The 24229-nt window shown below is 60.3% G+C and carries 22 protein-coding genes; 13 read left to right on the forward strand and 9 right to left on the reverse strand.

From position 1 onward, the window contains the following. The first annotated feature begins 118 nt into the window (after window positions 1-118). The 10 genes from M8997_RS13875 to M8997_RS13920 all read left to right on the forward strand — a co-directional run bounded on the left by M8997_RS13875 (window position 119) and on the right by M8997_RS13920 (window position 8634). Window positions 119-280, forward strand: coding sequence for a hypothetical protein (locus M8997_RS13875; RefSeq protein ID WP_250018830.1), 162 nt, complete (start codon window positions 119-121; stop codon window positions 278-280). A 138-nt stretch (window positions 281-418) separates the two neighbouring features. Then, a complete protein-coding gene (locus tag M8997_RS13880; RefSeq protein ID WP_250018829.1) occupies window positions 419-1330 on the forward strand; it encodes an FHA domain-containing protein in 912 nt (303 codons plus the stop codon). 26 nt (window positions 1331-1356) lie between these two features. Further along, window positions 1357-1737, forward strand: coding sequence for a hypothetical protein (locus M8997_RS13885; RefSeq protein WP_250018828.1), 381 nt, complete (start codon window positions 1357-1359; stop codon window positions 1735-1737). Next, a complete protein-coding gene (locus M8997_RS13890) occupies window positions 1734-2069 on the forward strand; it encodes a M48 family metallopeptidase (protein ID WP_250018827.1) in 336 nt (111 codons plus the stop codon). Before M8997_RS13885 ends, M8997_RS13890 begins: the two co-directional genes overlap by 4 nt. After that, a complete protein-coding gene (gene sctV, locus M8997_RS13895; protein WP_250018826.1) occupies window positions 2066-4204 on the forward strand; it encodes a type III secretion system export apparatus subunit SctV in 2139 nt (712 codons plus the stop codon). Before M8997_RS13890 ends, sctV begins: the two co-directional genes overlap by 4 nt. 94 nt (window positions 4205-4298) lie before the next feature. Further along, window positions 4299-5606, forward strand: a complete 1308-nt coding sequence (locus M8997_RS13900) for a type II and III secretion system protein family protein (RefSeq protein ID WP_371929584.1) — start codon at window positions 4299-4301, stop codon at window positions 5604-5606. Continuing rightward, window positions 5596-6060 (forward strand): hypothetical protein, encoded by a 465-nt coding sequence (locus M8997_RS13905; RefSeq protein ID WP_250018824.1) that lies wholly within the window; start codon window positions 5596-5598, stop codon window positions 6058-6060. Before M8997_RS13900 ends, M8997_RS13905 begins: the two co-directional genes overlap by 11 nt. Continuing rightward, a complete protein-coding gene (locus M8997_RS13910) occupies window positions 6057-6896 on the forward strand; it encodes a tetratricopeptide repeat protein (protein ID WP_250018823.1) in 840 nt (279 codons plus the stop codon). Before M8997_RS13905 ends, M8997_RS13910 begins: the two co-directional genes overlap by 4 nt. A gap of 14 nt (window positions 6897-6910) precedes the next feature. Beyond that, complete coding sequence (locus tag M8997_RS13915) at window positions 6911-7948, forward strand: EscU/YscU/HrcU family type III secretion system export apparatus switch protein (RefSeq protein WP_250018822.1); 1038 nt, start codon at window positions 6911-6913, stop codon at window positions 7946-7948. Window positions 7949-7965: 17 nt separating this feature from the next. Further along, a complete protein-coding gene (locus M8997_RS13920) occupies window positions 7966-8634 on the forward strand; it encodes a L,D-transpeptidase (protein ID WP_250018821.1) in 669 nt (222 codons plus the stop codon). Window positions 8635-8649: 15 nt separating this feature from the next. On the opposite strand, the gene M8997_RS13925 is transcribed toward M8997_RS13920, so the two are convergent. The 4 genes from M8997_RS13925 to M8997_RS13940 form a co-directional block, all read right to left on the reverse strand. After that, window positions 8650-9654: an FkbM family methyltransferase gene (locus M8997_RS13925; protein ID WP_250018820.1), complete on the reverse strand. Its 1005-nt coding sequence runs from the start codon at window positions 9652-9654 to the stop codon at window positions 8650-8652. Window positions 9655-9657: 3 nt separating this feature from the next. Continuing rightward, window positions 9658-10929 carry a glycosyltransferase family 1 protein gene (locus tag M8997_RS13930; protein WP_250018819.1) on the reverse strand — a complete coding sequence of 424 codons (1272 nt, stop codon included), beginning with the start codon at window positions 10927-10929 and terminating at the stop codon, window positions 9658-9660. Continuing rightward, window positions 10926-12968: a capsular polysaccharide biosynthesis protein gene (locus tag M8997_RS13935; RefSeq protein ID WP_250018818.1), complete on the reverse strand. Its 2043-nt coding sequence runs from the start codon at window positions 12966-12968 to the stop codon at window positions 10926-10928. Before M8997_RS13935 ends, M8997_RS13930 begins: the two co-directional genes overlap by 4 nt. Before the next feature lie 74 nt (window positions 12969-13042). Continuing rightward, the gene (locus M8997_RS13940) at window positions 13043-14353 is read right to left on the reverse strand and encodes a capsular biosynthesis protein (RefSeq protein WP_250018817.1); all 1311 of its coding nucleotides are present in this window, start codon (window positions 14351-14353) and stop codon (window positions 13043-13045) included. A gap of 409 nt (window positions 14354-14762) precedes the next feature. On the opposite strand from M8997_RS13940, the gene M8997_RS13945 reads away from it, so the two are divergent. Together M8997_RS13945 and M8997_RS13950 are read left to right on the forward strand one after the other, a co-directional pair. Continuing rightward, window positions 14763-15965: a capsule biosynthesis protein gene (locus M8997_RS13945; RefSeq protein WP_250018816.1), complete on the forward strand. Its 1203-nt coding sequence runs from the start codon at window positions 14763-14765 to the stop codon at window positions 15963-15965. Continuing rightward, entirely contained in the window at window positions 15962-16693 is a 732-nt protein-coding gene (locus M8997_RS13950) for an ABC transporter ATP-binding protein (protein WP_250018815.1), read from the forward strand. Before M8997_RS13945 ends, M8997_RS13950 begins: the two co-directional genes overlap by 4 nt. A gap of 25 nt (window positions 16694-16718) precedes the next feature. Here the strand turns inward: M8997_RS13950 and M8997_RS13955 are convergent, their stop codons facing one another. Beyond that, window positions 16719-17525, reverse strand: a complete 807-nt coding sequence (locus M8997_RS13955) for an ABC transporter permease (protein WP_250018814.1) — start codon at window positions 17523-17525, stop codon at window positions 16719-16721. A 260-nt stretch (window positions 17526-17785) separates the two neighbouring features. On the opposite strand from M8997_RS13955, the gene M8997_RS13960 reads away from it, so the two are divergent. Next, window positions 17786-18778 carry a capsule biosynthesis protein gene (locus M8997_RS13960; RefSeq protein WP_250018813.1) on the forward strand — a complete coding sequence of 331 codons (993 nt, stop codon included), beginning with the start codon at window positions 17786-17788 and terminating at the stop codon, window positions 18776-18778. Window positions 18779-18812: 34 nt separating this feature from the next. On the opposite strand, the gene M8997_RS13965 is transcribed toward M8997_RS13960, so the two are convergent. From M8997_RS13965 to M8997_RS13980, 4 genes are all read right to left on the reverse strand, one after another. Continuing rightward, the gene (locus M8997_RS13965) at window positions 18813-19652 is read right to left on the reverse strand and encodes a lipopolysaccharide assembly protein LapB (RefSeq protein ID WP_250018812.1); all 840 of its coding nucleotides are present in this window, start codon (window positions 19650-19652) and stop codon (window positions 18813-18815) included. Further along, window positions 19652-20647 (reverse strand): hypothetical protein, encoded by a 996-nt coding sequence (locus tag M8997_RS13970; RefSeq protein ID WP_250018811.1) that lies wholly within the window; start codon window positions 20645-20647, stop codon window positions 19652-19654. The genes M8997_RS13965 and M8997_RS13970 overlap by 1 nt, the downstream gene beginning before the upstream one ends. Next, a complete protein-coding gene (locus tag M8997_RS13975) occupies window positions 20625-22853 on the reverse strand; it encodes a glycosyltransferase (protein WP_250018810.1) in 2229 nt (742 codons plus the stop codon). The genes M8997_RS13970 and M8997_RS13975 overlap by 23 nt, the downstream gene beginning before the upstream one ends. A 185-nt stretch (window positions 22854-23038) precedes the next feature. After that, entirely contained in the window at window positions 23039-24220 is a 1182-nt protein-coding gene (locus M8997_RS13980) for a Hint domain-containing protein (RefSeq protein WP_250018809.1), read from the reverse strand. Window positions 24221-24229 lie beyond the last annotated feature (9 nt).

Genomic DNA, 24229 nt, shown 5'->3' on the forward strand with positions numbered 1-24229 from the left:
TTTCATACTATCACCGGGCTGCCGGCATAACTATGATGTTGTAACGGTGAGCTGTTGCCAAGCAGTGAGAGAATTGAAACGGTTTCCATAGACTTCTATCCACTCAAGGAGAAATAGCATGGCTGTTCAAGGTGTTGGCGGGTCGCAGAGTTCAGATAGCTCTATCGACAAGATGACTGCCGCGTTCGACAAGGCAATCGAAAAGTCCGCGAAGATTACGGAAATCACGACCGAGAAGAAGGTTGCTCTGGATGCTGCAAAGCAGCGGCCAAACAACTAATTGGTCTATTCCGGCGGATGGCGTCAGCGCCGTCTGCCACTTATTTCGATGTGTTTCGGGCGCCTTTTCTTGCCAGTTTGAGCCCGAATTGAAATTCCGCGAGAATACTTCGAATACTTTTGCAAACGAGGCAATGCCATGGGCTCTATCGTAAGTTTTCAGAGGCCTGAATCGACGTTGTTGCTGCGGGTGACGACCGGTATTCATGCAGGCGTTTCCCTCCCTCTCGAGTCTCAGCAATATCGTGTCGGATCCGAAAGCGGCTGCGACCTGACGCTGGGCGACAAGGATGTCGCCGGGCATCATCTGACCTTGCAAAAGCAGGGCAATGATCTTCTGGTCGAGGCGGTCGGCGGAGACGTGACCGTCGATGACGACACGTCCGTTCCGGCCGGTCACGGATTGCGCTGTTCGCTGCCATGTACGCTCCAGTTCGGCAACGCCGCGCTGAACCTGGCGACTGCGGCTCCCGAAAAATCTGCGCAGCGAAAAATGCCGCGCGCAAGCTGGATCGCCATCGGCGGCGCCGCGCTCTCTCTGCTGACGATTGCCGCGGTTCAGGCTGGCGTCGGCGATCTCCTGGTTTCCAATCCAACCCCAGCCGCCCAGGTTTCGGCATTGAAGGCCGAAGAGGCCGGTGCCCTGCCGGGGCTGGTCCCGGGCGGCCCTGTCGAGGCAGCGCTGAAGACCAAGCTGCAGCAGGTTGGTCTGGCCGATCTCAAGGTCGATGCCGACGGGACGCGCCTGACTGTCGCGGGCGATCTGGACAAGGATCGGCGCAAGGTCTGGAACGATGTTCAGGGCTGGTTCGACCGGACCTATGGCGGCACCTTCGTGCTGACCAGTCTCGTCGGGATGACGGCGCCCAAGGTCCAGCCGAGGTTCAACCTTCAGGCAGTATGGTTCGGCGAAACACCCTACGCGATCAGTTCGGATGGTACGCGCCTCTACAAGGGTGCGGCACTCGAAGATGGCTGGATCATCAAGGATATCCGCGACGGTCGGTTGATAGCCGGCCGCCAGGATGAGGAATTCGTGCTGACTTTCTAGTCGCACTTCGCCAGTAGGGAGGGTGCATGGCGCTCGACATTCGTCGACAGGAAGAAAGGATTCGAGGCCAGGCCGGATCGATCACCGGCCGTGCTGACGCGGCAAAAGTCGAGGAGGCCCAATCCAAAGCCTTCGACGCCTTGCTTGCCCGCTCGGAAAGGGTGGTAAAGCAGGCCAGGGATCCTTTTGTCGGCACCATCGGCCGCTTGCGGAAGCCGAAACTCGCCAATCCGGGCATATTCGATCTGTCGCGATCGCAGGAAATCCTTGCCTATCTGGTCAATGATCTGCTGCCGGACCTCGATATCGACGAAGAGATCGCGGCGATCACCGCCTCGATGTTGAACGAGGAGATTGAAATCCGCCGGGAATTGCAGGATCGGCTCAGTCAGGCGCAGAGCCAGTGACCCAGAAACGTCGTGACAGTGTCGAATTCCTGCATGGACTTGGCTATCTCTACTGTCAGGCGGGCCAGCCCGAGCGCGGTTTGGTATTCCTGTTGCTGGCAGCCCGTATCGCCCCCGAGGATACCGCGGTGCTGCGCTCGCTCGCGGCGGTCTTCGTCGAGACCGAATCCGCATCGCGCGCGCTGACGGCGATCGACCGGATAGAAGATATCGAAGGTGGCTCGTCGCCCTCCATCACCCTGTTGAAGAGCCGGGCGCAATGGATCAAGGGAGACGAGGACAATGCCCGGGAAACCTTCCGCGACTATCTGAAGGAGAGGCAGCCGGCATGACGTTGATTGCCACCTTCAATCGCTTCGCGTGGGCAGCGTCGAAGCGATCCGATCTGGTCATTGCCGCATTGATGCTGCTGGCGATCGTGATGATGATCATTCCGTTGCCGACACTGGTCGTCGACATGCTCATCGGTACGAATATCGCGTTCAGCCTTCTCATCCTCGTAGCTGCCTTCTACATCTCGAAGCCGGTCGAACTCTCGGCGCTGCCGTCGATCATCCTGCTTGGAACTTTGTTCCGCCTGTCGCTATCGATTACGACGACGAGGTTGATCCTGCTCCAGGCGGATGCGGGGCAGATCGTGTCGGCTTTCGGCAATTTTGTCGTGGGCGGCGAGGTCGTGGTCGGTCTCGTCGTGTTCCTGATCATCACGATCGCGCAGTTCGTCGTCATCACCAAGGGTGCCGAACGTGTCGCGGAGGTCGGCGCCCGCTTCGCCCTCGATGCGATGCCCGGCAAGCAGATGAGCATCGACAGCGAAGCGCGCAGCGGCGATATCGACCAGGCGGAGGCACGGCGCCGGCGGCAGGAACTGGAGCGGGAAAGCCAGTTCTACGGCGCAATGGATGGCGCCATGAAGTTCGTCAAGGGCGATGCCGTGGCCGGCCTGATCATCATCGCCATCAACCTCATAGGCGGTCTGGCGATCGGTTCGCTGCAGCGTGGCATGCCGTTTGGCGATGCGGCGCACACATATTCGCTCCTTACCGTCGGCGACGGTCTGATCTCGCAGATACCGGCGCTGATGATGGCGGTTGCCGCCGGCACGGTCGTCACGCGGGTGACGTCCGATCGCGACGATGATCTCGGCAGCGAAATCGTCGGCCAGCTCGGCGCCAATCACCGGGCGCTGGCGCTGGCATCGGTCATCCTGTTCGGCTTTGGCCTCGTGCCCGGATTTCCGATGCTGGTGTTCTGGATTCTGGCGGCGGCATCGGGCGGGCTCGCCTATCTGGTGCACAGGAGGACGCAGGGCGGCGGCTCCGGTGATGACGCGGCCGATCCCGCCGCAATCGCCATCGGCGACATCACCAAGCCGCAGGGTGCGCTTGCGCAGGGCGATACGCCCATGCTCGATGGGCCGCAACGGCTGGTCATGTTGCTTGGGCCGCACCTGGCCGATACGATATCCGTGCCGGAACTGCACAAGAGCATCGAGCGGATGCGCAGCAATATCTTCGCGGATATGGGCGTTCGCGTTCCGCAGATCGGCATACAACTGGATATGACGCTGGAACCCGATCAGTTCCGGATCGATCTCGAGGGCGTGCCGGTGACCGACGGCATGGCGTTTGCCGACCAGTTGCTTGTAACGGACGACGCGGTGCATCTCGACCTGATGTCGGTGCCCTACCGGTTTGCCCGCGCTGTCATCGGCACCAAGGAATCGATCTGGGTCGACAAGAGCCACAAGGCCGATCTCGAAAATGCCGGCATCACCGTTCACGAACCGATTGCCGTCATGCTCGAAATCTTGACGCGGTCCGTCAGGCGCTATCTGTCGGATTTCGTCGATGTCCAGGAAACGAAGTTCCTGCTGGCGCGAGTGGATGATGAACTGGGCGATCTCGTCAAGGAAGCGGCAAATGTGGCGTCGCTGCAGAAGATATCGGAGGTCCTGCGTCGTCTCGTGGAAGAAGACGTGCCGGTGACCAATGTGCGGGCGATCCTGCAAGCGATCATCGAATGGGGCCCGCAAATATCCAACCCCCAGGTACTGGCCGAATATGCACGCATCGGGCTTGCCCGCCAGATCTGCCACCGCAACGCTGAGATGAACCGAATCGTTTCGGCCTATCTTCTGACCAGAGAGACCGAAGATGCCGTGCGATCTTCAATGCATCAGGGGACCGGCGCGCCCGTTCTGGCGATTCCGGAAGATATTTCCCGGTCGATCGTGGACCAGCTCAAGGAGAAGCTGGCCGGTAAGGAAGCAGAGATTGTGCGAACTGTTCTAACGTCTATGGACATTCGGCGATCGATACGCAACTTACTTACAAGACATGATTTGAACCTGCCGGTCTTGTCATATCAGGAAATTTCTTCAGAGTTCAGCGTACAGTCCCTCGGTTCGATATCCCTGCCTGCGTCGAGGATAAGGCAGCTGGAACAGGGTGGCACAAGTGAGTAAGCGTAGGGTTGGGGTAAAGCAGCAACGTCGAATTGTGGTGGACATATAATCAATGCTCAATCCTACGGCCGTGGGGGCTAAATTCCTTCTCATCATGCGAAAGCCATGGCTTGTCGCTTTGTTCCTGGCGCCTCTCCTTCTGCTGCATGCCGCAGCCGCTTCGGCGCAGGTCAAGGTTGACGCCGCGGCAGGGCAGGTCCTCAAGCTGAATATCGGGCAGGGCCAGATATTGCGTTTCGACCAGCCCGTCGAATCGGTCTTCCTTGCCGATACGACGATTGCCGATGTGCGCGTGGTTTCCCCGGGAGCCGTCTATATCTACGGCACCAAGATCGGCGATACGAACCTCATTGCGCTCAGTCCCGACCAGGGCACCCGTGGGACCGTGCAGATCAGGGTGGTCGGCAATCCGCGCGATGCTCAGCAATCGGTCAAGGCGCTGCAGCCCACCACCACCGTCGACATCAGTCTTTTCGGCGAACAATATGTCGGGAAGGGCCAGACCAAGAATATGGGCGAGGCGCTCGACACCGAGAACGTCCTGCAGACCTATTCCCAGCCGGATAAGCCGGCTCTGAACAATACGACGATTTCCGGCCCGAACCAGGTCAATATTCGCGTGCGCTTCGCTGAAGTCGCGCGCAATGAGTTGACACGCTACGGGCTCGACTGGAGCGCTTTCGTCAACAGCGGCTCGTTTTCCTTCGGCATCGTGCGGGGTGGAAACACGAGCAATTCCGGCGGCGGTACCCAGGTTGGCATTTCCGGCAGGAACGTCAACGTCAATGTCCTCCTCGATGCGTTGCAGGAGAACGGCATCCTGACAATCCTCGCCGAACCGAACATCACCGCGGTTACGGGCCAGACGGCGAGTTTCCTCGCCGGCGGCGAGATTCCAGTGCCGATTCCCGTCGGAAACGACCAGATCGGCATCGAATACAAGCAATTCGGCGTCTCCCTGCAGTTCACGCCGACGCTTCTGCCCAATGACCGCATCGCCCTTCAGGTCCGGCCTGAGGTGAGCAGCGTTTCGCAGGATAGCGCGGTGACGATAGGCGGGCTTGTCGCGCCGTCGCTGCGGGTACGGCGTGCCGATACGACCGTCGAGGTCGGGAGCGGCCAGACTTTTGCCATTGCCGGATTGTTCCAGCGCCAGGAAACGCAGTCGATCAACAAGACGCCGGTCATCGGCGACGTGCCGATACTCGGCGAATTGTTCAAGTCGAAGCGGTTCCAACGCAATGAAACGGAGCTCGTGATTCTGATCACGCCCTATCTGGTCACGCCGACCTCGTCCCGGAACCTGAAGACGCCGTTGGACAGCCCTTCCGGGGCGATTTCCTCGCCGCGCAAAAAGTCCAAGCAGATCGTCAATAAAGGATATGGCTTCTATGTCGAATGAACGTCGCAATCCGCTTCTGGCCACGGCGGCGCGCCTCGCATTGATCATGGGAGTTGCCGTGTCGATCTCCGGCTGCATGGGCAGCAAGACGCAGCCATATTCGCCGAATTACAGCTACGTGAAAATGGGCGGCGCCAAGGATAATGTCGTCAGGAAGGGATATGAGAAAGAGGCCGGCGCACAGGGCGTTCTGGTGCCGGACGCCTGCATAACGCCGGATACGGCCGAATATCCGCTCTATCTGCCGTCGGGCTGCTCCAACAATCTCAATCTCCAGCACATGGTGGCCAGGAAGCAGGACCTGATGCATGGCCGCGAGATGGGCCCGGCCATGGCGGCCCCGGCGGCGCGTGCGGCTCAGAAATACATCGACGGCGCGCAGGTGTCCGAACAGCGGTCGAGGCGGCGCTATGATGAAACGACGACCACGTCAGGGTCGGGAGCGGGGCTGTGACGCAGGCCCTGTCCGCGCCGGAGATGGTAGCGCGGGGCTTCCGCCTGCTTGCCGTTGCCCTCGGGCTCGGCTTCGTTCTCGCCGGCTGCACCACCACGGAACAGACGGAAAAGAAGACGGCCAAGCCGCCCTCCAGCGAACAGTCCAAGCTCCTGAACATCGCGCGCGATGTCGAGGCGAAGGGCGAAAGCGGTACGGCACTCGCCCTCTATGAGCGCGCGGCAGAAATGTCATCGAGCGACTCCACAATTCATGTGAAGCTCGGCAATGCCCGGCTGAAGAATGGCGATTCCGACGGCGCGGAAAAGGCCTACCGGTCGGCATTGCAGATCAATCCGCAGGACGCCCACGCCTTGCTCGGACTGGGCACGATACAGCTGCAGCGAGGCGAAGCCGATGCCGCCGCCCGGACCCTGGCGCCGGCGGCCCAGGCGATCAATTCGGTATCCGCCTATAACAAGCTCGGCACCGCCTTGATCTTGTCGGGCCAAGGACCAGCTGCGGAGTCGGCGTTTGCCAAGGCGCTGGCGCTACAGCCCGGCAATCTCGACACGAAGACGAATCTCGCATTGGCACAAGCACTCTCCAACAAATTGCCGGAAGCATCGGCCGGCATGAACGCCGTGGTGTCGTCGCCGCTCGCGGAAAAGCGGCACTACGTCAACTATATCATCGTTCTGAGCCTTTCCGGCGACATGGCCGCGGCGAAAGCAGTGCAGGTCCCGGACATGGCAGCGGGCCAGAAGAACCAGATTCTGGCCAAGGCATCCAGGCTGCGGTCGATCCAGAGCCCGGCGGAGCGAGCGCAAGCCATCGGTGTCCTGGCTTCGACCTAGGCGGGGGACCAAGCATGAGCCAGACGAGCGAAGAAAAATCCCTTCCGGCATCAGACAAGAAGATCGAAGATGCGCGCAAGAAGGGGCAGGTCCTGCACAGCCCGGACATGGTGTCCGGCGTCATCATGCTCTCGTGCACCATCTTTCTGATCTACATCGCTCCAGTGCTGCGCGAGAGTATCAGCGCGCTCGTGGAGGAGGCGTCCCATATCTATGACAGGCCATTCGACGAGGTCTGGCACAGGCTCAGCATCATTGCCGTGCAAAGTCTTCTGACCGCCACACTGCCCATTCTCGCGATAACGATAGCTGCCATCGTGGCGACCAATGTCGCGGTGACGCGCGGTTTCGTCTTCTCCGCCAAGCCCGTCGAGCCTGATTTCGACCGGATCAATCCGATGACCGGGATCAAGCGCATCTTCTCGCTGAAAAGCGTGGTCGAATTCGTCAAGGCGCTCATCAAGATCATCGCATTGACCACGGCCTTCGTTCTCGTGTTCCAGGCGGGGTTGAAAGCCCTGTTCGAATCTCCCTTTTGCGGGGCGTTCTGTCTCCAGGCTACCTTCTTCGCCATGCTCAAGCCGCTTGCGGCGGTTGCGGTTGCCGCGTTTCTCGTCCTCGGTTTCATCGACATTTTCCTGCAAAGATGGCTGTTCCTGCGCGAAATGCGCATGACCAAGACCGAGAGCAAGCGCGAGCATAAGGACATGGAAGGCGACCCGTTGATCCGGCAGGAACGCCAGCGCCGTCGTCGCGCCGGAACGGGTGCCAAGACGGGGTTGAAACATGCGGTTCTGCTCATCGGCGATCCCGCCCGGCGCCTGGTGGGCATACGCTATGTCCGCGGCGAGACGCCAGTGCCGGTGGTAGTTTGCCGCTCTTCCGGGGCGGAGGCCGCCGCGATGCACCTGCATGCGGCCGAACTCGGCATTCCCGTTACCGTGGACGCCGCACTTGCCGAGCAGATCGCAGCTACGGGCGCAGGACAGCCGGTGCCTGAACGTGCATTCCAGCCGGTGGCGAACGCGCTTGTCGCCGCCGGATTGATTTAGAGGAAAGGATCGATGCAATGGTCAATATGAAGGTGCGGTGGAAGATTGCCCTGCTGGCTTGCGCCTGTGCCGGCCTGTCACCCTTTTCGGCGCTGGCGCAATCGCGGGAGCCTTCACCTCCCGTCCTGGACAAGAAGAATCACAAGGTCTGGATCGACCCCGGCTATCTGGAATTCCTGATGGAGCCGGAAAGCTATCCGCCCAAACATGCACGAGCGGAGCGGGCATATGCCGGTTCGGACTACGCGCCGGTCCGGCGCGAAGTCGTGCAGTATGAAAGCCACGAGAAGCCCGGAACGATCATCATCGAGACGGAAAACCGTGCTCTGTACTTCGTGCAGGGGAATGGAACGGCAATCCGCTATCCGGTCGGCGTCGGCCGCGAGGGCTATGGCTGGCGCGGAACGGAACGGATATCCAGCAAGCGCGAATGGCCGGACTGGCGCCCGCCATCGGACATGCTGTCCCGCCGGCCCGACCTGCCGAAATACATGGCAGGCGGCCCGGACAACCCGCTGGGCGCGCGGGCGCTCTATCTTGGAGATACGCTCTATCGGATCCACGGGTCGAACGAACCCGACTCCGTCGGCCAATCGTCCTCTTCCGGCTGCTTCCGGATGACGAACGAGGACGTCGGCGATCTCTATGAGAGGGTGAAGCTCGGCGCGAAGGTAGTGGTGCTCTAGGCACCACGGCCCTTGCTAGATCGTCAAGCCCAATGACGCCAGGCTGCGCTTTACCTGCTTGATGCGCGAGGGATGGATCGCAAGGACATTGGCCACCCTTCCAGCTGGAAAGGCCTTGTCCGTATCCTCGGGCGTTTCGAGCGGCGACAGACCATCCTCGATCTCCCACAGACGGTAGCCCCAGTCAGCCAGCTTTGCATGGATCTGGCGCGGGTCCGCTCTCGAGAGCCGCGCCAGCACCTCGCGGTTAATCTCGACGAGAAGCGACGGGTGCGACGCGGCGATGGTCGCACTCGCACCTTCGAAGAACAGTCCTTCAGCGCCCTCGATATCGATCTTGATCGTATCCGGCTTCAGGGTCTTCACCATCCGGTCGAGGGTCTCGACCCTGACGCTGCGCTCCGATTCCCGCCCGCGCGACCCGGCGACAAGGCTCGTTGCGCCAGCATTGGCGGTATGTTCCGCAGTGTTCAGTTCCATTGATCCCGGCATGTCCGCCAACGCGAGCTGATGCACCGTCACCCTGCGCGTCAGGCCGTTTTCCTTGACGGATTTCTTGAAGAGGCCGCATAGATAGGGCAGGGGTTCGAACGCCACCACCTTGCCGGTGAAACCCGGCCGTGTCGCCACCGACAGCGAATAATAACCGACATTGCCGCCGACATCATAGAACACGCCATCATCCGGCGTGATGGCCTTGGCTATATCGACATCGAGTTTTTCATACTCGCCGCCGAATATACCGAAAGTGATGTGGTATTGCCGCAGGTCCAGATAGATCTTGAAGCCGTTTTTCGTATCGAACAGCACTTCGATGTTACGCGGAACGAAATTGTCGAACAGGATCTCGCGATGGCGATGATGGAATTCGGTGGAGGTCAGGAAACGGCGCCGGTACTCCGGCAGGGGAATCTCGGTCAGGCTGAAGAGATTGCTCGTGATCTGCTCCAGTTCTTCGGAATTGGCATCGCGTCCGAGAATGAACCTGTAGGAATTCAGAATGTCATTGTAACTGGTCATTGATTACCCGCCGAGTGGAAGTCTATCGCGTTGTTCGTTAAGCAAGCCATCGAGCGTGCCGAAATGGCCGTCCCAGTGCTGCACGATGTGTGGCCTCTGCCGCCGCTCATACCGGGCATGGGCCTCGATAGCCTCGCGCCAGCCCCGGCCGTCGAGCGGATCGAGATAAAGCGCGTTGTCGCCCGCGACCTCCCGATGCGAGGCGATATCGGAGGCTATGATCGTTGTCCCCATCGCGCGGGCTTCGGCAACCGGCATTCCATAGCCTTCGACGAAGGTAGGAGAGAGCAGGGCGGCGGCACCGGCCATCAATTCGGCGAGGGCCGTATCGCCGAGGTTCGGCGCCTCGATGACGGCGTTGCGCAATTGGGGGCAGCGATCGAGCGTGGCGAATACCTGTGCGTTCTCCCAGCCGCGCTTGCCCGCAATGACGAGCCGGGGCACGTCGTCACCATGGGCATCCACCATGGCGCGCCAGGTCTGGAGCAGCAATATGTGGTTCTTGCGCGGCTCTATCGTGCCGACGACCAGAAAATAGGGCCGTCTGGTAGCGTGTACCGCGGCGTTCGGTCGGCGAAAGCTGGCTTCGACACCCGGCGCAAGCACCTCGATCGGAGGCGTCGGCTTGCCCCGCTCCTCGGCGAAAGCCCGGAAGGAGCGCGCCGTAGCCTGCGAATTGCACAGGACAAGCCCGGCATGGCGCAGGATCGTTTCCATCCTCTGCAGATGCCGCATCGGTTCGTTGGGGCGCACGAACTCCGGATGGGTCAAGGGTATGAGATCATGCACGTAGAATACGCCATTGCGCTTCTGCCGCTCCAGCCAGTTGAAGGCCGCAGGCCGGTGAAGGTTGGTATGCGACACATGGAGAAGCGAGGCCCCAGCGGCAAACTGGTTGGCGGGAAGAATTGTGCGTAGAGCCTTGCCCGCTCTCCTGCTCCAGGAATGGAGCGTGCGACCGGCTGGCGAAATGGAAGCGGATTTGATTTTTGGCCACGGCGCCTCGCCATCGATCGCGGCGAATATCCGCTGCAGCTCCTCCGTCTGGAGCGGGTTCAAACCCGCGGCACTCCAGCGATGTGCCAATGCCGAGATCAGCTCGGTTGCGCGCGTTCGCGCAATCTCGATCGGGCGATTGCGCCCGATCTCCAGAAAGTGCGAGCTTCGCTTCTGCGCCCAGTTCGCATACTGAAGCTCGAATCGGTCGATGCCGGTCGGCGTCGAGAAATGCGACCGTCCGATGAGGCGGGAAATATCCATTGCAATTGCATTCATCGCGACCACCCCATTCTGTTTGCCAGCACTCTTGGCAGGGACCGGCGCGGCCCGCCGCCGCTGGAAATTTCATCGATGACGTCTTCGACCTCGCAAGGCAGGTTCGTGCGAGCCGAGATGTAGTGCGGATAGATGATCAGGGCGCCCGCTATCAGCGCTTCGAGCGAAAGCTCTCGCCGGGGCCGCAGCGGCGTCACAGAATCGACGGTCAGGCCCCAGCCGGAATAGAAGGGCAGGCCATGGCACCAGACCGGCCGCTGGCGCAGAAGCGCCTCGAAGCCGATCTGCGAGGTGGCGACGTGAACCTCGTCGCAAACATGCAGCAAGTGCTCGATGCGGACATCATTGACGGTGAGATCGGCCAGCCGTGCCAGCAGATCTGACGGTGTGGGCGGGCCGCGCCTTCCGGCGACGATATCGGGATGCTCCTTGAATATGATGAAGTCATCCGGCCGCTGCGCCCGCACGTTCTGCAACAGGTCGCCATTGCCGATGGCATTGGTCAGACCGTAGCGGAGCGATGCATCGCCGGGAACCTGGCCCGCCACGAGGATGATGCGCCGCCCGGCAGCCAGACGGCGATAATCGACGTCAGGCCCTGCCGGCAGATTGTACTTGGTGATGCCGAGTTGAAGGATACGTTGCTGCAACCGCCCGGCCCGGGCGAGCAGGGCAGGCTGGAAATCGGTTTCAAGCAGTAACTTCTCAAGCCCGCTCTGACGCGTGGCATCGAAATAGACGGCGTCGCGGTCGATGCAGAGAGACGAGGCCGGGACAAGCCTCGAGCCGAGCCCGGACGAGCGGACGAAGCCATCCTCAAGCCGCAGCAGCGGCGCGGGAGCGAGCGTTCCGTCCGCCCGCAGGTCGTCATTGCCCCAACGAACGAGATAGTCCGCCTGTCTCACGGCGGCATTGCCGGGTTTGCTGCGAGCAAAGCGCACATTGGACAGGGGGCTTTCGAGAAACCGCCGCACGGTGTGCCGCTTGTGCCTGGCTATGCCGAGGCAAAGATAGGTTCCGCGCAGGCCCAACGCGCGCCGCCGCCAGGCGATCAATCGCTCGGTCGCCTGTTCGGGCGTCGTCGGTGCTACTTTGACGGGATCGACATAGCGCGGATAGTGCAGAAGCGTCGCAGCGGCAAACTGGTCGATCGATGGGCTGCCGGTCCGCCGGGCAAAAGCGCGGCGGGCACAGGCATTGGCGGCGCGATCGATCGTGAGGCCCCATCCGGCATAGAACGGCACGCCAAAGGTCGTTACAGGCATGCCGCGGAGCAATGCGTCATATCCAAGCTGACTCGAGACGGTCCATACCTCGTCCACCACATCGAGCAAGGCATGGGGAGAAATAGTCTCGTCGCAGATAATGGCATTTGGCCGGTATGGCAGATTGCGGAGGTAGCCTGCGGCAAGGCCGGCGCTTACATCCGGATGCGTCCTGATGATGACGGTCGCATGGGGTACGGACGCCGCCTCGTCATACATCAACCGGAAGGTCTCTTCCGTTGCTCCGGAGCCGGCGACAGACGAGTCGCCGCGTACCTGGTCTACGAGCAAGATGCGGCGGCGAGATGCGGAGGATGAGAACGCAGGCGCTCTGTCCGGCAGATGATTGTATTTGGTCAGCCGCTGTTCAACGACATGGTGCCTGAAGTCGCAGGCCCGCGAAACATCGTTCCAGGATGTGCTTTCGTTGATCAGTTCCTCAAGGCGCGACGGTGCGCCTGCGTCGAAATGGATGCCGAGATCGTCGGCAATGATGGAGACAGGGGGGGCTCCGGTCTTGCCGAGGCCGACGGAGCGCAGGAAACCGTCTTCCAGGGCCCAGAAGGGCAGCCGGCGAGTGCCTGCGAGCTTCCGTGCCGTGCGCGCAAGGACCTTGTCGCCCCAGCCGACATAACCGTCGCCGCCGCCAAATACGTTCTCCGCGGCACCCAGCCTTGCGTCAAGTGCGGCTTCGACGAGCGGAAAGCGCAGCCGCGTTGGCAGAAAGGCGCGCAAGGATGCTCCGCGCTGCGGCAGCCATTCGGGTCTTGCCATGGAGGCGGCTTCCACTGTTCCGGCGCGGGCATCATGTGGCTGAACAGATGGCAGTGGCGGACGCATATCCATGCTCAGGTCGCCGTCTCGGGCAGGGATGCTGCCATCGTTTCAGGCTTGCCGATGCCGGGAGCGTTCTCCGGGGCACGCACCGGGAAATCCACCGGCACGATCTTCAATTGTTCCTGGAACTTGCGGATCGTTCGCCGCGCAGTCGCTTCGATGACCGAACCGACATAGAAGCTGCCATTGACGAGGCTCTCGCGGCGCATCCTCTCATTGAAGGCCCGGACAACCTCCTGGTCGGGCGCAATGGGCTTCTGCCAGAACGCATCGAGTGTGATCGGCGGCGCGCCCGGCCTGTCGTAATGACCGGCAAGGCCGGGAGCGTTGTAGAGCGCGTCGCCGAGCGCCAGCAGAGGCTTTCCATGATTGAGCGCCAGCAAGCCTGAGGTGCTGTTCACCGTCACCAGCCCGAGTGAATGGCGTATGAGCAGGCCGATCGAACCATCATCGACGATATGCACCCTGTCACGGCAGCCAGCGACGCGCGCGAGTTCCGTGGCGAAGGACCGATAGCTCTTGTGGCCCCGGTCCATGGGGTGGATCTTGATCACCAGATGATGATCGGGTGCAGCAAAGCGGCGGAACGAGCGGATGCTCTCGGTGATGAGCCGTTCCATGGTCCAGCCACGACCGTGACGCAGCAATTGCTGGTCGTCATGCACCTGGAGAGCCACGACGAAATACTGGTTCTCGCGGTTCTCGATCAGGTCGAGCATGATCTGGTTGTTTGCCGGGTAATACCGCAACTTGCGATAGAAGTTGCGCGTCCAGAGGATGGCCTCCGACAGAATTCCCCGGTGGCGATGATAGGTACTGCCGCGGAAGAATACGGCTCCGAGGGCTTTTGCCAGATAATACCGGATCGCAAAGAATGTCATCGCCCGGAAGAGGTTGCCCTTCACCGGCTCGACAGGCTCGGCACCCGGATCCGCCGGCCTGGCGGCGGGTGCGCGGCGAAGCGGCGAAAGCGCGTTGTTGCCGCCCCATTCGAGCGTGACGAAATGCGGCCGGACATAGCCCTCTTCCAGACAGGCAACGGGAATCTCCGCCTGCGCAGCCACGGCCATGGCTTGCCGATGATAGGGCCTGCCATCCCCGAACAGGATGATCGCCTCGGGCTTGCGGCCACGAATGAATGTTCTCAGCCAGTCAGTCCAGGCATCGACGCTGCCGGAAAAGTTGAGGCTGTGGCGACCGCCGAAGAACAGCCGGTCGCCGCCATTGAAATTCACCTTGAGTGTATCGTAACCCGCAGATTCGAGCTGGTTGGCGAGGATCCTGAAGAATGGTCCGACCGGCCCCTGCAAGAGCAGGATCAATGGTTTCTGGCGCGCGCTCGGATCAATGCTGGGGGTGCGTTCAGGAAACGAAACGATTGTTCCGGATTTCCCTGCCGCCTTTCGCTTGGTTGTCTCCCCCACAGGATGTCAAAGCCCCTTCACAACGCCACATCCGACCGAAAAGCCCAGGGTCGGAATATACATCGGTGTATTTATTCCAGCGGGTATGGGGCGTCGCCATACTCATTGCGCCATAACAAGTAAAAAAACGACAGATTGATAAATTTGACGATTTAAGTCTGAATTATTGTTAATATCTATTTCCAATGGGACTCATAAATCAGCAGAAATACAAAAATATAATTGAGGCAGTTACTTTTTCACTGTAACGTGGGTAGCTGGGCCAGCTCTGGCATGGCGCAATTTGCTGAAGGCAATGTAATCGACGATGACGCGTGTCAGTAATAATGATGAATTCATTGATTATGTCGCACTGGTCGACATCAATCGATCGACCGCAGTTCTGCCGCAGCGTTCTTCATTTCTAGATCGAACGATTGACCTGTTCCGGCGCAACTTGCTGCTTATCGCGATCGTCATCATGCCTGCTGCGCTTGCCTGTCTCTATTATGGTTTCGTGGCCGCTGATCAATATGTATCGGAGACGCGCTTCGTCGTCCGCAGTCCGCACAGGAATGCTGCCGGACTGTTGAGCGGCTTCCTGCAGAGTACGGGTTTCGTGCGGGCGCAGGACGACAGCTATGTCGTGATGGAGTTCATTGAATCAAGGGCTGCTGTCCGCGAACTATCCGATAACAATCAACTACGGCAGATATTTTCGCGGCCCGAGGGAGATGTCTTCGCCCGGTTCCCGGCTCCGTGGCAATCGCCAACGGAAGAGGCGCTCTACGAACATTATCTGCAATTCATCGACGTGGAGACGGATAGCAGCGGCGGCATAACCACCCTCGAGGTCCGGGCGTTTCGCCCCGAGGACGCGCAGCAGCTCGCGCTGGCTTTGCTGGAGCGCGCGGAAATGTTGATCAACCGGCTCAACGACCGCGCTAGACGCGACGCCGTGCGCTTTGCCGAGATCGAGGTGAAGGATAGCGAGCAGCGGCTGGCCGGCGTGCAGGAATCGCTTACCGCGTTCCGCAACAGGGTCTCCATGGTCGATCCGGGCAAACAGTCGGCCGCCATGTTCGAAATGATCGCCAAGCTCTCCGACGAAGTGGCGCAGAGCAAGGCGCAACTCGCAGCGGTCAGCGAGCAGGCGCCACAGAGCCCGCAGGTTCAATCGCTGCGCAGCAATATCGAGGCAAAGGAACGGCAGATCATCGAGGAGCGGGCGAATATCGTAGGCGGGGATGCCTCCATGGCGCCGCTCATCGCCCAATATGAGCAGATATTGATGCAGCGGGAACTGGCGACGCGCATGCTGGAATCGGCAGCGACGTCGCTGGAAAACGCCCGGCTTGAAGCGCAGCGCCAGCAGCTCTACCTCGAACGCGTCGTCAATCCCAATCTGCCGGATTATGCGCTCTATCCGAAGCGTATCCGCTCTATTCTGCTGATCCTTTGCCTCAGCCTGGCAGCGTTCTGGATCGCCCGGTTCTTCCGCAACCAGATCTACGAGCATTCCGTGACATGATGGACAATGGCACGGTCTCGTTCAAGAACACCAACGGCCTGCCGCTGATTTCAGGCGGAACGGCGCCAGCCGGCACAGGCATGGTGTCGGCACGCAACATCGTGAAGGAATATCCCGTCAATGGCGGTAGTCGCCGGGTGCTCGACGACATCAATTTCACCGTCCGCGCCGGCGAGAAGATTGCGGTCCTCGGCCATAATGGCGCCGGTAAATCCACATTGGTGCGCCTGATAGCAGGCATGGAACCGCCGACGTCCGGCACTATCACCAGGACGATGTCGCTCTCCTGGCCGATCGCATTGAGCGGCGGCTTTGGCGGGTCCATGACCGGCATCGACTGCATGCGGTTTCTTTCGCGCGTCTATGACAAGCCATTGGAGGAGATCCGCGAATCCGTCGAGACGTTCAGCGATCTCGGCAAATATCTCAAGATGCCGATCAGGACCTATTCCTCCGGCATGCGCGCACGGCTGGCCTTCGGGCTTTCGCTGGCGATCGATTTCGACTGCTATCTCATCGATGAAGTCGTTGCGGTGGGCGACCAGCGGTTTCAGCGGCGGTCGTTCGAGGAATTGTTCGTCAAGCGGCGCGACCGGGCCATGATCATCGTCGGTCACAGCCTGGATACGATCGCCGAACATTGCTCGTCGGCCGTTGTGCTCAAGAACGGTCGTGGCCGTGTCTTTGACGACGTCAAGTTCGCCTTCGACATCTACGCATCATTGTGAGGGCGGGATGCGGCAGGATCATCAATCATTCGAACTTCACGTGATCGCGCACCTGCTCGATGAGGAAGAAGCCGACCGCATTGGTGATGAGGCAGCATGCCAGCAGGTAAGGGACGCTGTAGTGCGCGGTAATCGTGTCGCCGAACGTGCCCGACCGGAACAGTTCGAAGCAATGGACGAGCGGGACGTAGAGCGCCAGCTTCTGCACCTCGGATGGCAGCCAGGCCACCATGAAGAACATGCCGGATATCGGCAGGGTAAGGTACTGGAACGGCGAGATGAGCTTCTCGACGAACTCGAAGATTTCCGCGAGCGCGGCGAGGATGAGCCCGACGCCGAAGGAGAACCATGCCATGAAGAACCACCCCGCCATGATCAGCCCGAGGTCGCTATAGGGCTCCATGAAGCCGGCAAGCCGCGTTGCCGTATAGACGACGACGAGGGCGAGAGTGGTGCCGCCAACTTCGAGGAGTGCGCGCGCCAAGAGAGCGTCGGCAAGGCGAATCTGCCGGTGATACATGAGCGGAAGGTTCTGGCGCAGGCACGAGACCAACTGCGAGGACATGTGGCGCCAAAGAGTGAGGGGCATGTATCCGCTCAGCACGAAGGCGATGATCCCGAGGCCATGCGATTCGTGGTGGAGCACAGTCCACATCGCCATCACGCCGACCGTGAGGATCATCGGCTCCAGTATCAGCCACAGGAATCCGACATTCTCCCGACCATAGCGGGTGATCATCTCGCGCATGACCAATGCTCCGATCACGCGCAGCTGCACTCTTATGCCGGCCAGGAAGGATCCGCTTGCGGGTGTTACAGGATTGATGCTCAACGAGACTCTCCATGTTATCCGGAAAAGTTAGATCAAGGCTCCAGTAATATCAACCAAAAAATAAATAAAGATATAGAAGTGGTCAGTATAATGTCGGATATATACCAATGACATCTTTGACATTCACTGATACGTCCCAGAAAATATTCGGAAAGAAGGTAAGCAAGAGCAAGAGGAGTCATATTCTTTTGTTTTTGTTTGTTGTTCTTCCGACGTTAGCCGTCGCGTTCTATTATGCGCTTATTGCAAGCCCGATCTATGTGTCTGAATCCGCATTCGTGGTGCGCACTGCCGCGCCACCCTCTTCGACGACCTTGGGATCGGTTCTGCAGAATAGCGGCATTACGCGTTCGCAGGACGATACGTTTTCGGTACAGGAATACATGCGCTCGCGCGATGCCCTTGGGCAGACCGAGAGCCAGCTGCCGCTAAGGAGCTTCTACGGCCCGGATCAGGCGGACATCATTGCGCGGTTTCCCGCCCCGTGGCAGTCGGGCCTATTCGAGGAACTGTACCAGTATTATTCCAGGCGTGTTCAGGTCGTTCACAATGATACGACCGGCATAACGATATTGCGCACGTCGGCCTTTCGCCCGGAAGATGCGTTCGCGCTCAACAGGAAATTGCTGGAGCTGGGCAGCGACAGGTTGGTGAAGATGAACGAGCGCGCCCGGGGCGATGCCGTTCGCTTTGCGACCATCGAGGTCGAGGCGGCCGAGAAGCGCATGATAGAAGCGCAGCGCAACATCACCCTGTTTCGCAACAAGGAACTGATGATCGATCCGGGCCTGAATTCGGTTTCGATGGTGGAACTGATGAGCCGTATCAGCGCGGAGCTGGCGGTGTCGCGAGCGAGCCTCGCCGAAACGCGAACAACGGCTCCGGATTCGAGCTCTATTCCCTTCATGATGAGCCGGATCGACGCGCTCGAGAAGCAGTTGACGGCGGAACGGGGGAAGGTCGCCGGATCGGACGATTCAATTGCACCGCGCATAGCGGATTACGAAGCGCTGATATTGCAGCGGGAGTTTTCGAGCAAGGCGCTCCTGGCCGCGCTCGATTCGCTGAAGACCGCGCGCGCGGATGCAAGGCGGCAGCAGCTCTATCTGGAGGTTGTCGTGCCGTCGCACCTGCCTGACAAGGCGGAACTGCCCCAGGGCCTGAAGAACACGTTCGTCGTCTTTATCGTGGCTGCGGTGGGTTATCTTCTGGTCTGGCTGCTGGCGACGGCGATTCGCGATCACGAAAGTTAGGCGAGACGGGATGCCGGATGGCCGAGACGCTCGTTCAGATCGGCTCGAAACAGGTATAGACCTCGCTCAAGCAGGCCTGGATTTCACGGTCGATCTGCGCACTCTGGTCGATATAGCCAAGCCGGGCGGCGCGGGCCTGACGCGATTGGATATAATGTGTCAGAGCCTTGCCATAGTCCCCGGCCAGCTTATGGAGATGTCCCAGCTGCAGCTCGACATCCTCGACACTGTCGGGATCGCAGTCGTCGGCATAGGCGCGGTAGTCGTCGTAAAGCAGGCGGGCCTGATCGAAATCGCCATCTTCCTTCGTGACATTGGCGTAAACCGATATGAGATCGCGCTCGCCTTCGGTTACGACCAGTTCATGCAGCAGCTTGCGCGCGTCAGCCCACTCCCGCTCTTCGACATGCTGCATTGCCAGCCGTCGCTTCTGCTCGGCACCGGGCTTGCGCGAACGCCCGCGCAACATGCCGGCGTGGCGCGAGAGTTCGGGGTCGTTCGGTGCGATGGCCAGACCCTTCTCGTACCATTGCGATGCCTTGTCCAACTCACCCATGCGGTTGAACAAATGGCCGAGCTGCAGGTAGATATCGGCATTGTCGGGATGCATGCCGTGGAACTTGCGATAGGCCGTCTCCGCCTTGTCGAAATTGCCGAGCTCCTTCTCGGCATGCCCCAGCTGGACCAGCAGCCCGGTCCTGGCCGGATCGGCGGCAACCGCTTGTGCATACAGCGTGGCAGCCTCTTTCCAATCGCCGCGGTTGCGCGCCGCATCGGCCTGTACGGAGAAGCTGCGCGAGGACCCGCCTCCCTCGGTCGCGGTTGCAAGTTTCCTGGCGAGAGCCTTGGGACGAACGGAGAAGGGCAGCTGCATCAGCGGTCGCCCCTGTCGGCCGACGCCCGGACCATCGATATGTTCCGCAGCCGCAGCCAGCCGGTTTCGGCAGGCCCTTCAACCACCCTCAAGCGCAATTCGACGAAGCGATGCTCTGGGCGGATATCGACGCAGAGGTTGCCGGCAAACGGACCCGAAACGATGAGATCCTGCAGGATGTCCAGGCCGGAATTGGCGACGAGTTGAATTGCGAGCTTGGCCTTCGCGTCCTGGACAAGATCGAGCTGGATATTCCAGGCGCCCGCATCGAGGCTCCTCTTCGGGCCAGCCAGCAGCCATCCGGGGCTGACGCTCCAGCCACCATCGACGACGTTGACCGGTTGCCGCATGAGTTCCGGCCCGATCATCCAGCCGGAGCCGGGCACTTCCCGTACGAAGACCAGGGTCTGGCGTCCTTCAAGATCGTAGGAAAGGCCGGCCGGCAGGATTCTTGCCGAACTTGCATCCGGGCGGGACACTGCCGGGGCGGTATCAGGCTCGTCCAGCGTATCCCAAAGTGCCAATACGCCGTCGCGGCGCGCGATGGTCACGATTTTGCGAATGACGTCGTCGCGCCCGACAATGCCGCGCCGCAGGTCGAACTCGAATGTCAGGCGTTCCTTGTCGCTCGGGTCGCGGCCGCAGATCCGGCTGAAGACATAGCGGATGAACGCGACATCGTCATCGGGCGCAAACCGGCGAAAGCTTTCCAGCAATGCAAATTGGTCGGGCTCGCGTCTGACCGCGTTGGCCTCGAAGTCCGCTTTGCGCCCGTCGGCCTGCTTGGAGGCGGCATCGAGAGCGTCGATCACCTTGAGCCTGTTCGTGCCATTCTTGATAGCACGCACCAGATTGTGCCTCTCCTCGCTGCCGAGATCGTCCTCGGTCAGATTGAACGCAACAGCCCAGGCATCGACGAATGCCTCGGCCGACAGCGAAAACACGTCCTTCGGCACGGCCTGAAGCGGGATCTTATGCAGCTCGGCGATGGTCATTTTTCTTGTCCAGCATTTGTTCGATGATGACCGCGTGCCTTGCCGCGACACGAGGATAGGAATTCCATTGCACAGCCTGGCGCCTGTCCGGGTCGCGCATTCCGAGAAGAACCGGATTCTGGGCGAGGCTGATCAACGCCTCGGCGACGCAATCGACATCGACCGAGCGCAGCACATGGCTGATCGGCCACATGTCCCGCAACACGGTCGATCGTGAGCAGAGCAGCGGCCGGTCGGCACTCATCGCCACCCGGGCGGCGCCCGTGGCTGTCTCGTTGGAGGGGCCGTAGAGGAAGGCCAGCAGATCGGTTTGCGCAAGCTCCTGCAGGAGTTCATCATTGTCGACGAAATCGAAGCGCGTCGAAGCGACATCGCCAAGGCCGAAATGGGCGATCAGGTTCTCCACCACCACTTGCGCAGCGCGGGATTCGTCGTTCGGCAGAGCGCAGTTGAGGAGCTTGAGGCGCAGCCGCGGCTCGAAGATGCGGGCTCGGGCGAAGGCGCGCACCAGGACGTCGATATTCTTGTGCGGTGTCAGGAATCCGAAGGCACCGACGGTAAAGTAATCGGCATCGGGCGGCGCCATGTCCGAAGCACTCGGCATGATGCCATGCGGTATCACGACGGGATTAGGGTGCCCGGCCTTGGCAAGCAGTCCGGCATCCTCGGCGGAATGAACGAAAACGACATCGAAGGCCTTGGTCCATTCAAGATGCCCGTGGCGAAGGACTTCCTTGACGCTGTGCATCGTGACCACGCGCAGCTTGTGGCGCGTCTTCGCCAGATGGGCGGCAAGCAGTTCCATGTCGGGCGTCGAAAAATGCCCCGGATGATGCTGCAACCATAGGACATCGCCGCGCGCCTGCTCGATTTCGGTGAAGAGCTTCATGAGCGAGGAAAGATCGTATCCCCAGCTGCGCGTCATGATTTCCGCCGTGTCCGGCAGCCGCGGTCTCGCGCTTTCCGGCAGATCGTCATTCAAGGTCCGCCGTGCGTAGATGTGCGACAGGCGCTCGGAGAACGGCTCGGTGGCGAGCAAATTCTCCGTATAGGTGGCAATGCCGCACTGCTGATGCCACGACGAAATGAGATCGAAGCTCCACGGACGCCTGACGGCGGCGGCGGGCTTCTGTGATTTTGCAATCGCAGCAAGCACACGGCGGGCAACGTCGTCCCAGCCAAGATGCTCACTGAGCAAGGCCTGCGCATTGGCGCTTCGCCGCTTCGCCTCTTCGGGCTTTTCGATCACGGCGCGCATCTGCGAAGCGAGTTGATCCATCGAAGGTTCGGCCCAGAGGCTGAGGGACCCGGAAACATGGGTTTGAGACGGCGCCATCTGGTAATCAACCAGCCACGCCGTTTCGGCCGTGCAGAAATCGGTCTGGCCGCTATAGTCGGTCGTCACAACGGGAATGCCCAGCTGCATGGCTTCCGCCAGCGGCAGGCCGAACCCTTCGCCCCGGCTGGGAGCGACGACGAGCGACGCCGTGCGATAGAGCGCGAGGAGCTGTTCGGAATCGTAGGATTCGTCGAGAATGGTGATCGGTGCGGTTTCGTCGCGCTTGTCGCCGAGATCCCGCATGACATCCGCCAATATATTATCGGGGTTTGGAAACGTCTTGATGACGAGTTCCACATTGTCGTCCTTGCCGAATGCCTGCGCGAATGCACGGACGAGCACATCGACACCCTTGCGGGGAAAGCATGACGAGACATGCAAGATGCGCGCGCGGTCGGAAGCCGGAAGGGGCGAGGGCGTGTTGAGCCCGGATGCAGCGCCTACATGATCGGTGCCATTGCCGACGACTTCTACCGGTATGGTAAGGCCGGATTGCACGAATGCCTGGCGAACGAAATTGGCGGTTGCCATGACAAGATCGAGGTCACGATTGAACCTTTCGATCATATATTGCGGAACGTCCAGCTCTTCCCAGGCGAAGTTCACATAGGCGTTGAACTGACCGACCATGTCATGGGTGGCAGGGGGCCAGGTGTTTCTGAGATGTACGTCGTAGCCGGCGGTCGGGTAGGCGGGAAGGAAACGCGGCTTCAGGTCCGGGAAGGCATTGATTCTGGCATCGGTCTGCCAGTCCGCTTCCGGCGTGAAGCAATGGAGGTCGATACCGGCCTTTACCAATGCACGGGCGAGTAAGCGATTGACGATGGCAAGACTATAATCGCCCTTGAACACACCGTCGAAAAACACCCTCTTTCCCGAGAATGTTTCGCGAATCCCCCTCGTAAATTTCTCATCGAAATCGATAGCATATGGCGAAACGGTCTGCCCACTACGCATGCATTGATCTCCGAAAGCGCCTGTGGCGGCGCTTTATGTACACACTGCAAAAGACAACCGGCCCGCCGCTGGGGCGAGCCGGAGCATGTCGCTCGTCACGAAGCCTTTGCTTCGTCCGACGTGTAGCCGAGTGCTGTTTCCCGCTCCGCGATTATGTCGCGGGCCGCATCGACCGCTGGTCCCGAGTAGGCGAGCGGATAGCAGGACTTCGCCTGGCGCGCCTTTGGCGAGGTGAACTGCAATACGCCCGGCTCCAGGAAAGCGGCGCGGTTGCCGAGGTCGAGATAGGTCTCGGCCAGAGCGCCATTCGCCCAGATGACGTCGTGCTCTTCCAGTTCGATGTGGAAATAATCGACGGGGCTGAGTGTCACCGGCTGGGTGATGGTGGTTCCATTGACCAGCAGCTTTGCCGGGACCAAGGCATCGGCAATGAACATGCAATGGTCCGGCGAAACCGCGAGGTCGCGCTCGGGCATGTTCTCGGCGATCGCACCGGCCTTGATGCGGATCGGCAGGTCGTTGCGTGGCTTGTCCAGCGTCTTCGGGTCGATCGTCCTGTTGCCAACCCACTTGATCGCGACGGCGCCGTGATTGAGGCTCGAGATGAGATCGCCGGCCTTGAGGCGCTCGACCGCAACCGGGCCTTCCGGCGTGGCGATGAGGGTGCCGCGAACGAAGCAAGGCGTAAGGAAGGTCAGTGTGTCTGTGGCATTGGAGTAGGAATAGGTGGCGCCAGCGGGGATATCATAAGAGGCGATCGGCACGATGCCTCCGAGACCCCCTAGGAAGGTGACCGTATTCCCAACCTGCGACACGTTCGCCGAACCAATGACGGTAACGCGATCACCATTATTGACACCGACAATATCTGGAGGACTGCTGAGATTGAGGTTCACCAAGCCGGGATCGAAGGTGAAATGGCCTTGGCCGTTCGCATTGATGAAATCAACCGTGGTGCCGTCCAGCAGTGAAGCGTTGATTGCTGCTGCCTCGATGGTCAGACTTGTGCCGGCGCCAATCTGGTAATGGAAAGTTGATCCGGCGGTCACACCGGCAACGTTTGTATCGACAAGAAGGTTCGCGCCATTTTGGAGGATGATCGTGGTGCTAGTAGCGACCCCGCCACCGATGAGGTTTTCCAGAGTAATATCCACGCCATTGATGATGAGCGTGCCGTTGGAAACCAGGCTCAGTTGGAGTGTATCTCCATCAGCGCCGTTGCTCGAGTCGATTGTCTGGGTAGAATTGCTGATCAAGTCTAGGTCTATGAGAGCCATAGGAATTGC

Origin of the sequence: Phyllobacterium sp. 21LDTY02-6, assembly GCF_023554255.2 — a bacterium.
Classification (GTDB): Bacteria; Pseudomonadota; Alphaproteobacteria; order Rhizobiales; family Rhizobiaceae; genus Phyllobacterium.

Coding starts and splice junctions, on each gene's coding strand:
- M8997_RS13920 (WP_250018821.1), top strand. CDS start 7,966: ATGGTCAATATGAAGGTGCGGTGGAAGATTGCCCTGCTGGCTTGCGCC.
- M8997_RS13970 (WP_250018811.1), bottom strand. CDS start 20,647: ATGACCATCGCCGAGCTGCATAAGATCCCGCTTCAGGCCGTGCCGAAG.
- sctV (WP_250018826.1), top strand. CDS start 2,066: ATGACGTTGATTGCCACCTTCAATCGCTTCGCGTGGGCAGCGTCGAAG.
- M8997_RS13905 (WP_250018824.1), top strand. CDS start 5,596: ATGTCGAATGAACGTCGCAATCCGCTTCTGGCCACGGCGGCGCGCCTC.
- M8997_RS13980 (WP_250018809.1), bottom strand. CDS start 24,220: ATGGCTCTCATAGACCTAGACTTGATCAGCAATTCTACCCAGACAATC.
- M8997_RS13915 (WP_250018822.1), top strand. CDS start 6,911: ATGAGCCAGACGAGCGAAGAAAAATCCCTTCCGGCATCAGACAAGAAG.
- M8997_RS13965 (WP_250018812.1), bottom strand. CDS start 19,652: ATGCAGCTGCCCTTCTCCGTTCGTCCCAAGGCTCTCGCCAGGAAACTT.
- M8997_RS13945 (WP_250018816.1), top strand. CDS start 14,763: ATGACGCGTGTCAGTAATAATGATGAATTCATTGATTATGTCGCACTG.
- M8997_RS13950 (WP_250018815.1), top strand. CDS start 15,962: ATGATGGACAATGGCACGGTCTCGTTCAAGAACACCAACGGCCTGCCG.
- M8997_RS13880 (WP_250018829.1), top strand. CDS start 419: ATGGGCTCTATCGTAAGTTTTCAGAGGCCTGAATCGACGTTGTTGCTG.
- M8997_RS13935 (WP_250018818.1), bottom strand. CDS start 12,968: ATGGCAAGACCCGAATGGCTGCCGCAGCGCGGAGCATCCTTGCGCGCC.
- M8997_RS13885 (WP_250018828.1), top strand. CDS start 1,357: ATGGCGCTCGACATTCGTCGACAGGAAGAAAGGATTCGAGGCCAGGCC.
- M8997_RS13930 (WP_250018819.1), bottom strand. CDS start 10,929: ATGAATGCAATTGCAATGGATATTTCCCGCCTCATCGGACGGTCGCAT.
- M8997_RS13875 (WP_250018830.1), top strand. CDS start 119: ATGGCTGTTCAAGGTGTTGGCGGGTCGCAGAGTTCAGATAGCTCTATC.
- M8997_RS13925 (WP_250018820.1), bottom strand. CDS start 9,654: ATGACCAGTTACAATGACATTCTGAATTCCTACAGGTTCATTCTCGGA.
- M8997_RS13900 (WP_371929584.1), top strand. CDS start 4,299: ATGCGAAAGCCATGGCTTGTCGCTTTGTTCCTGGCGCCTCTCCTTCTG.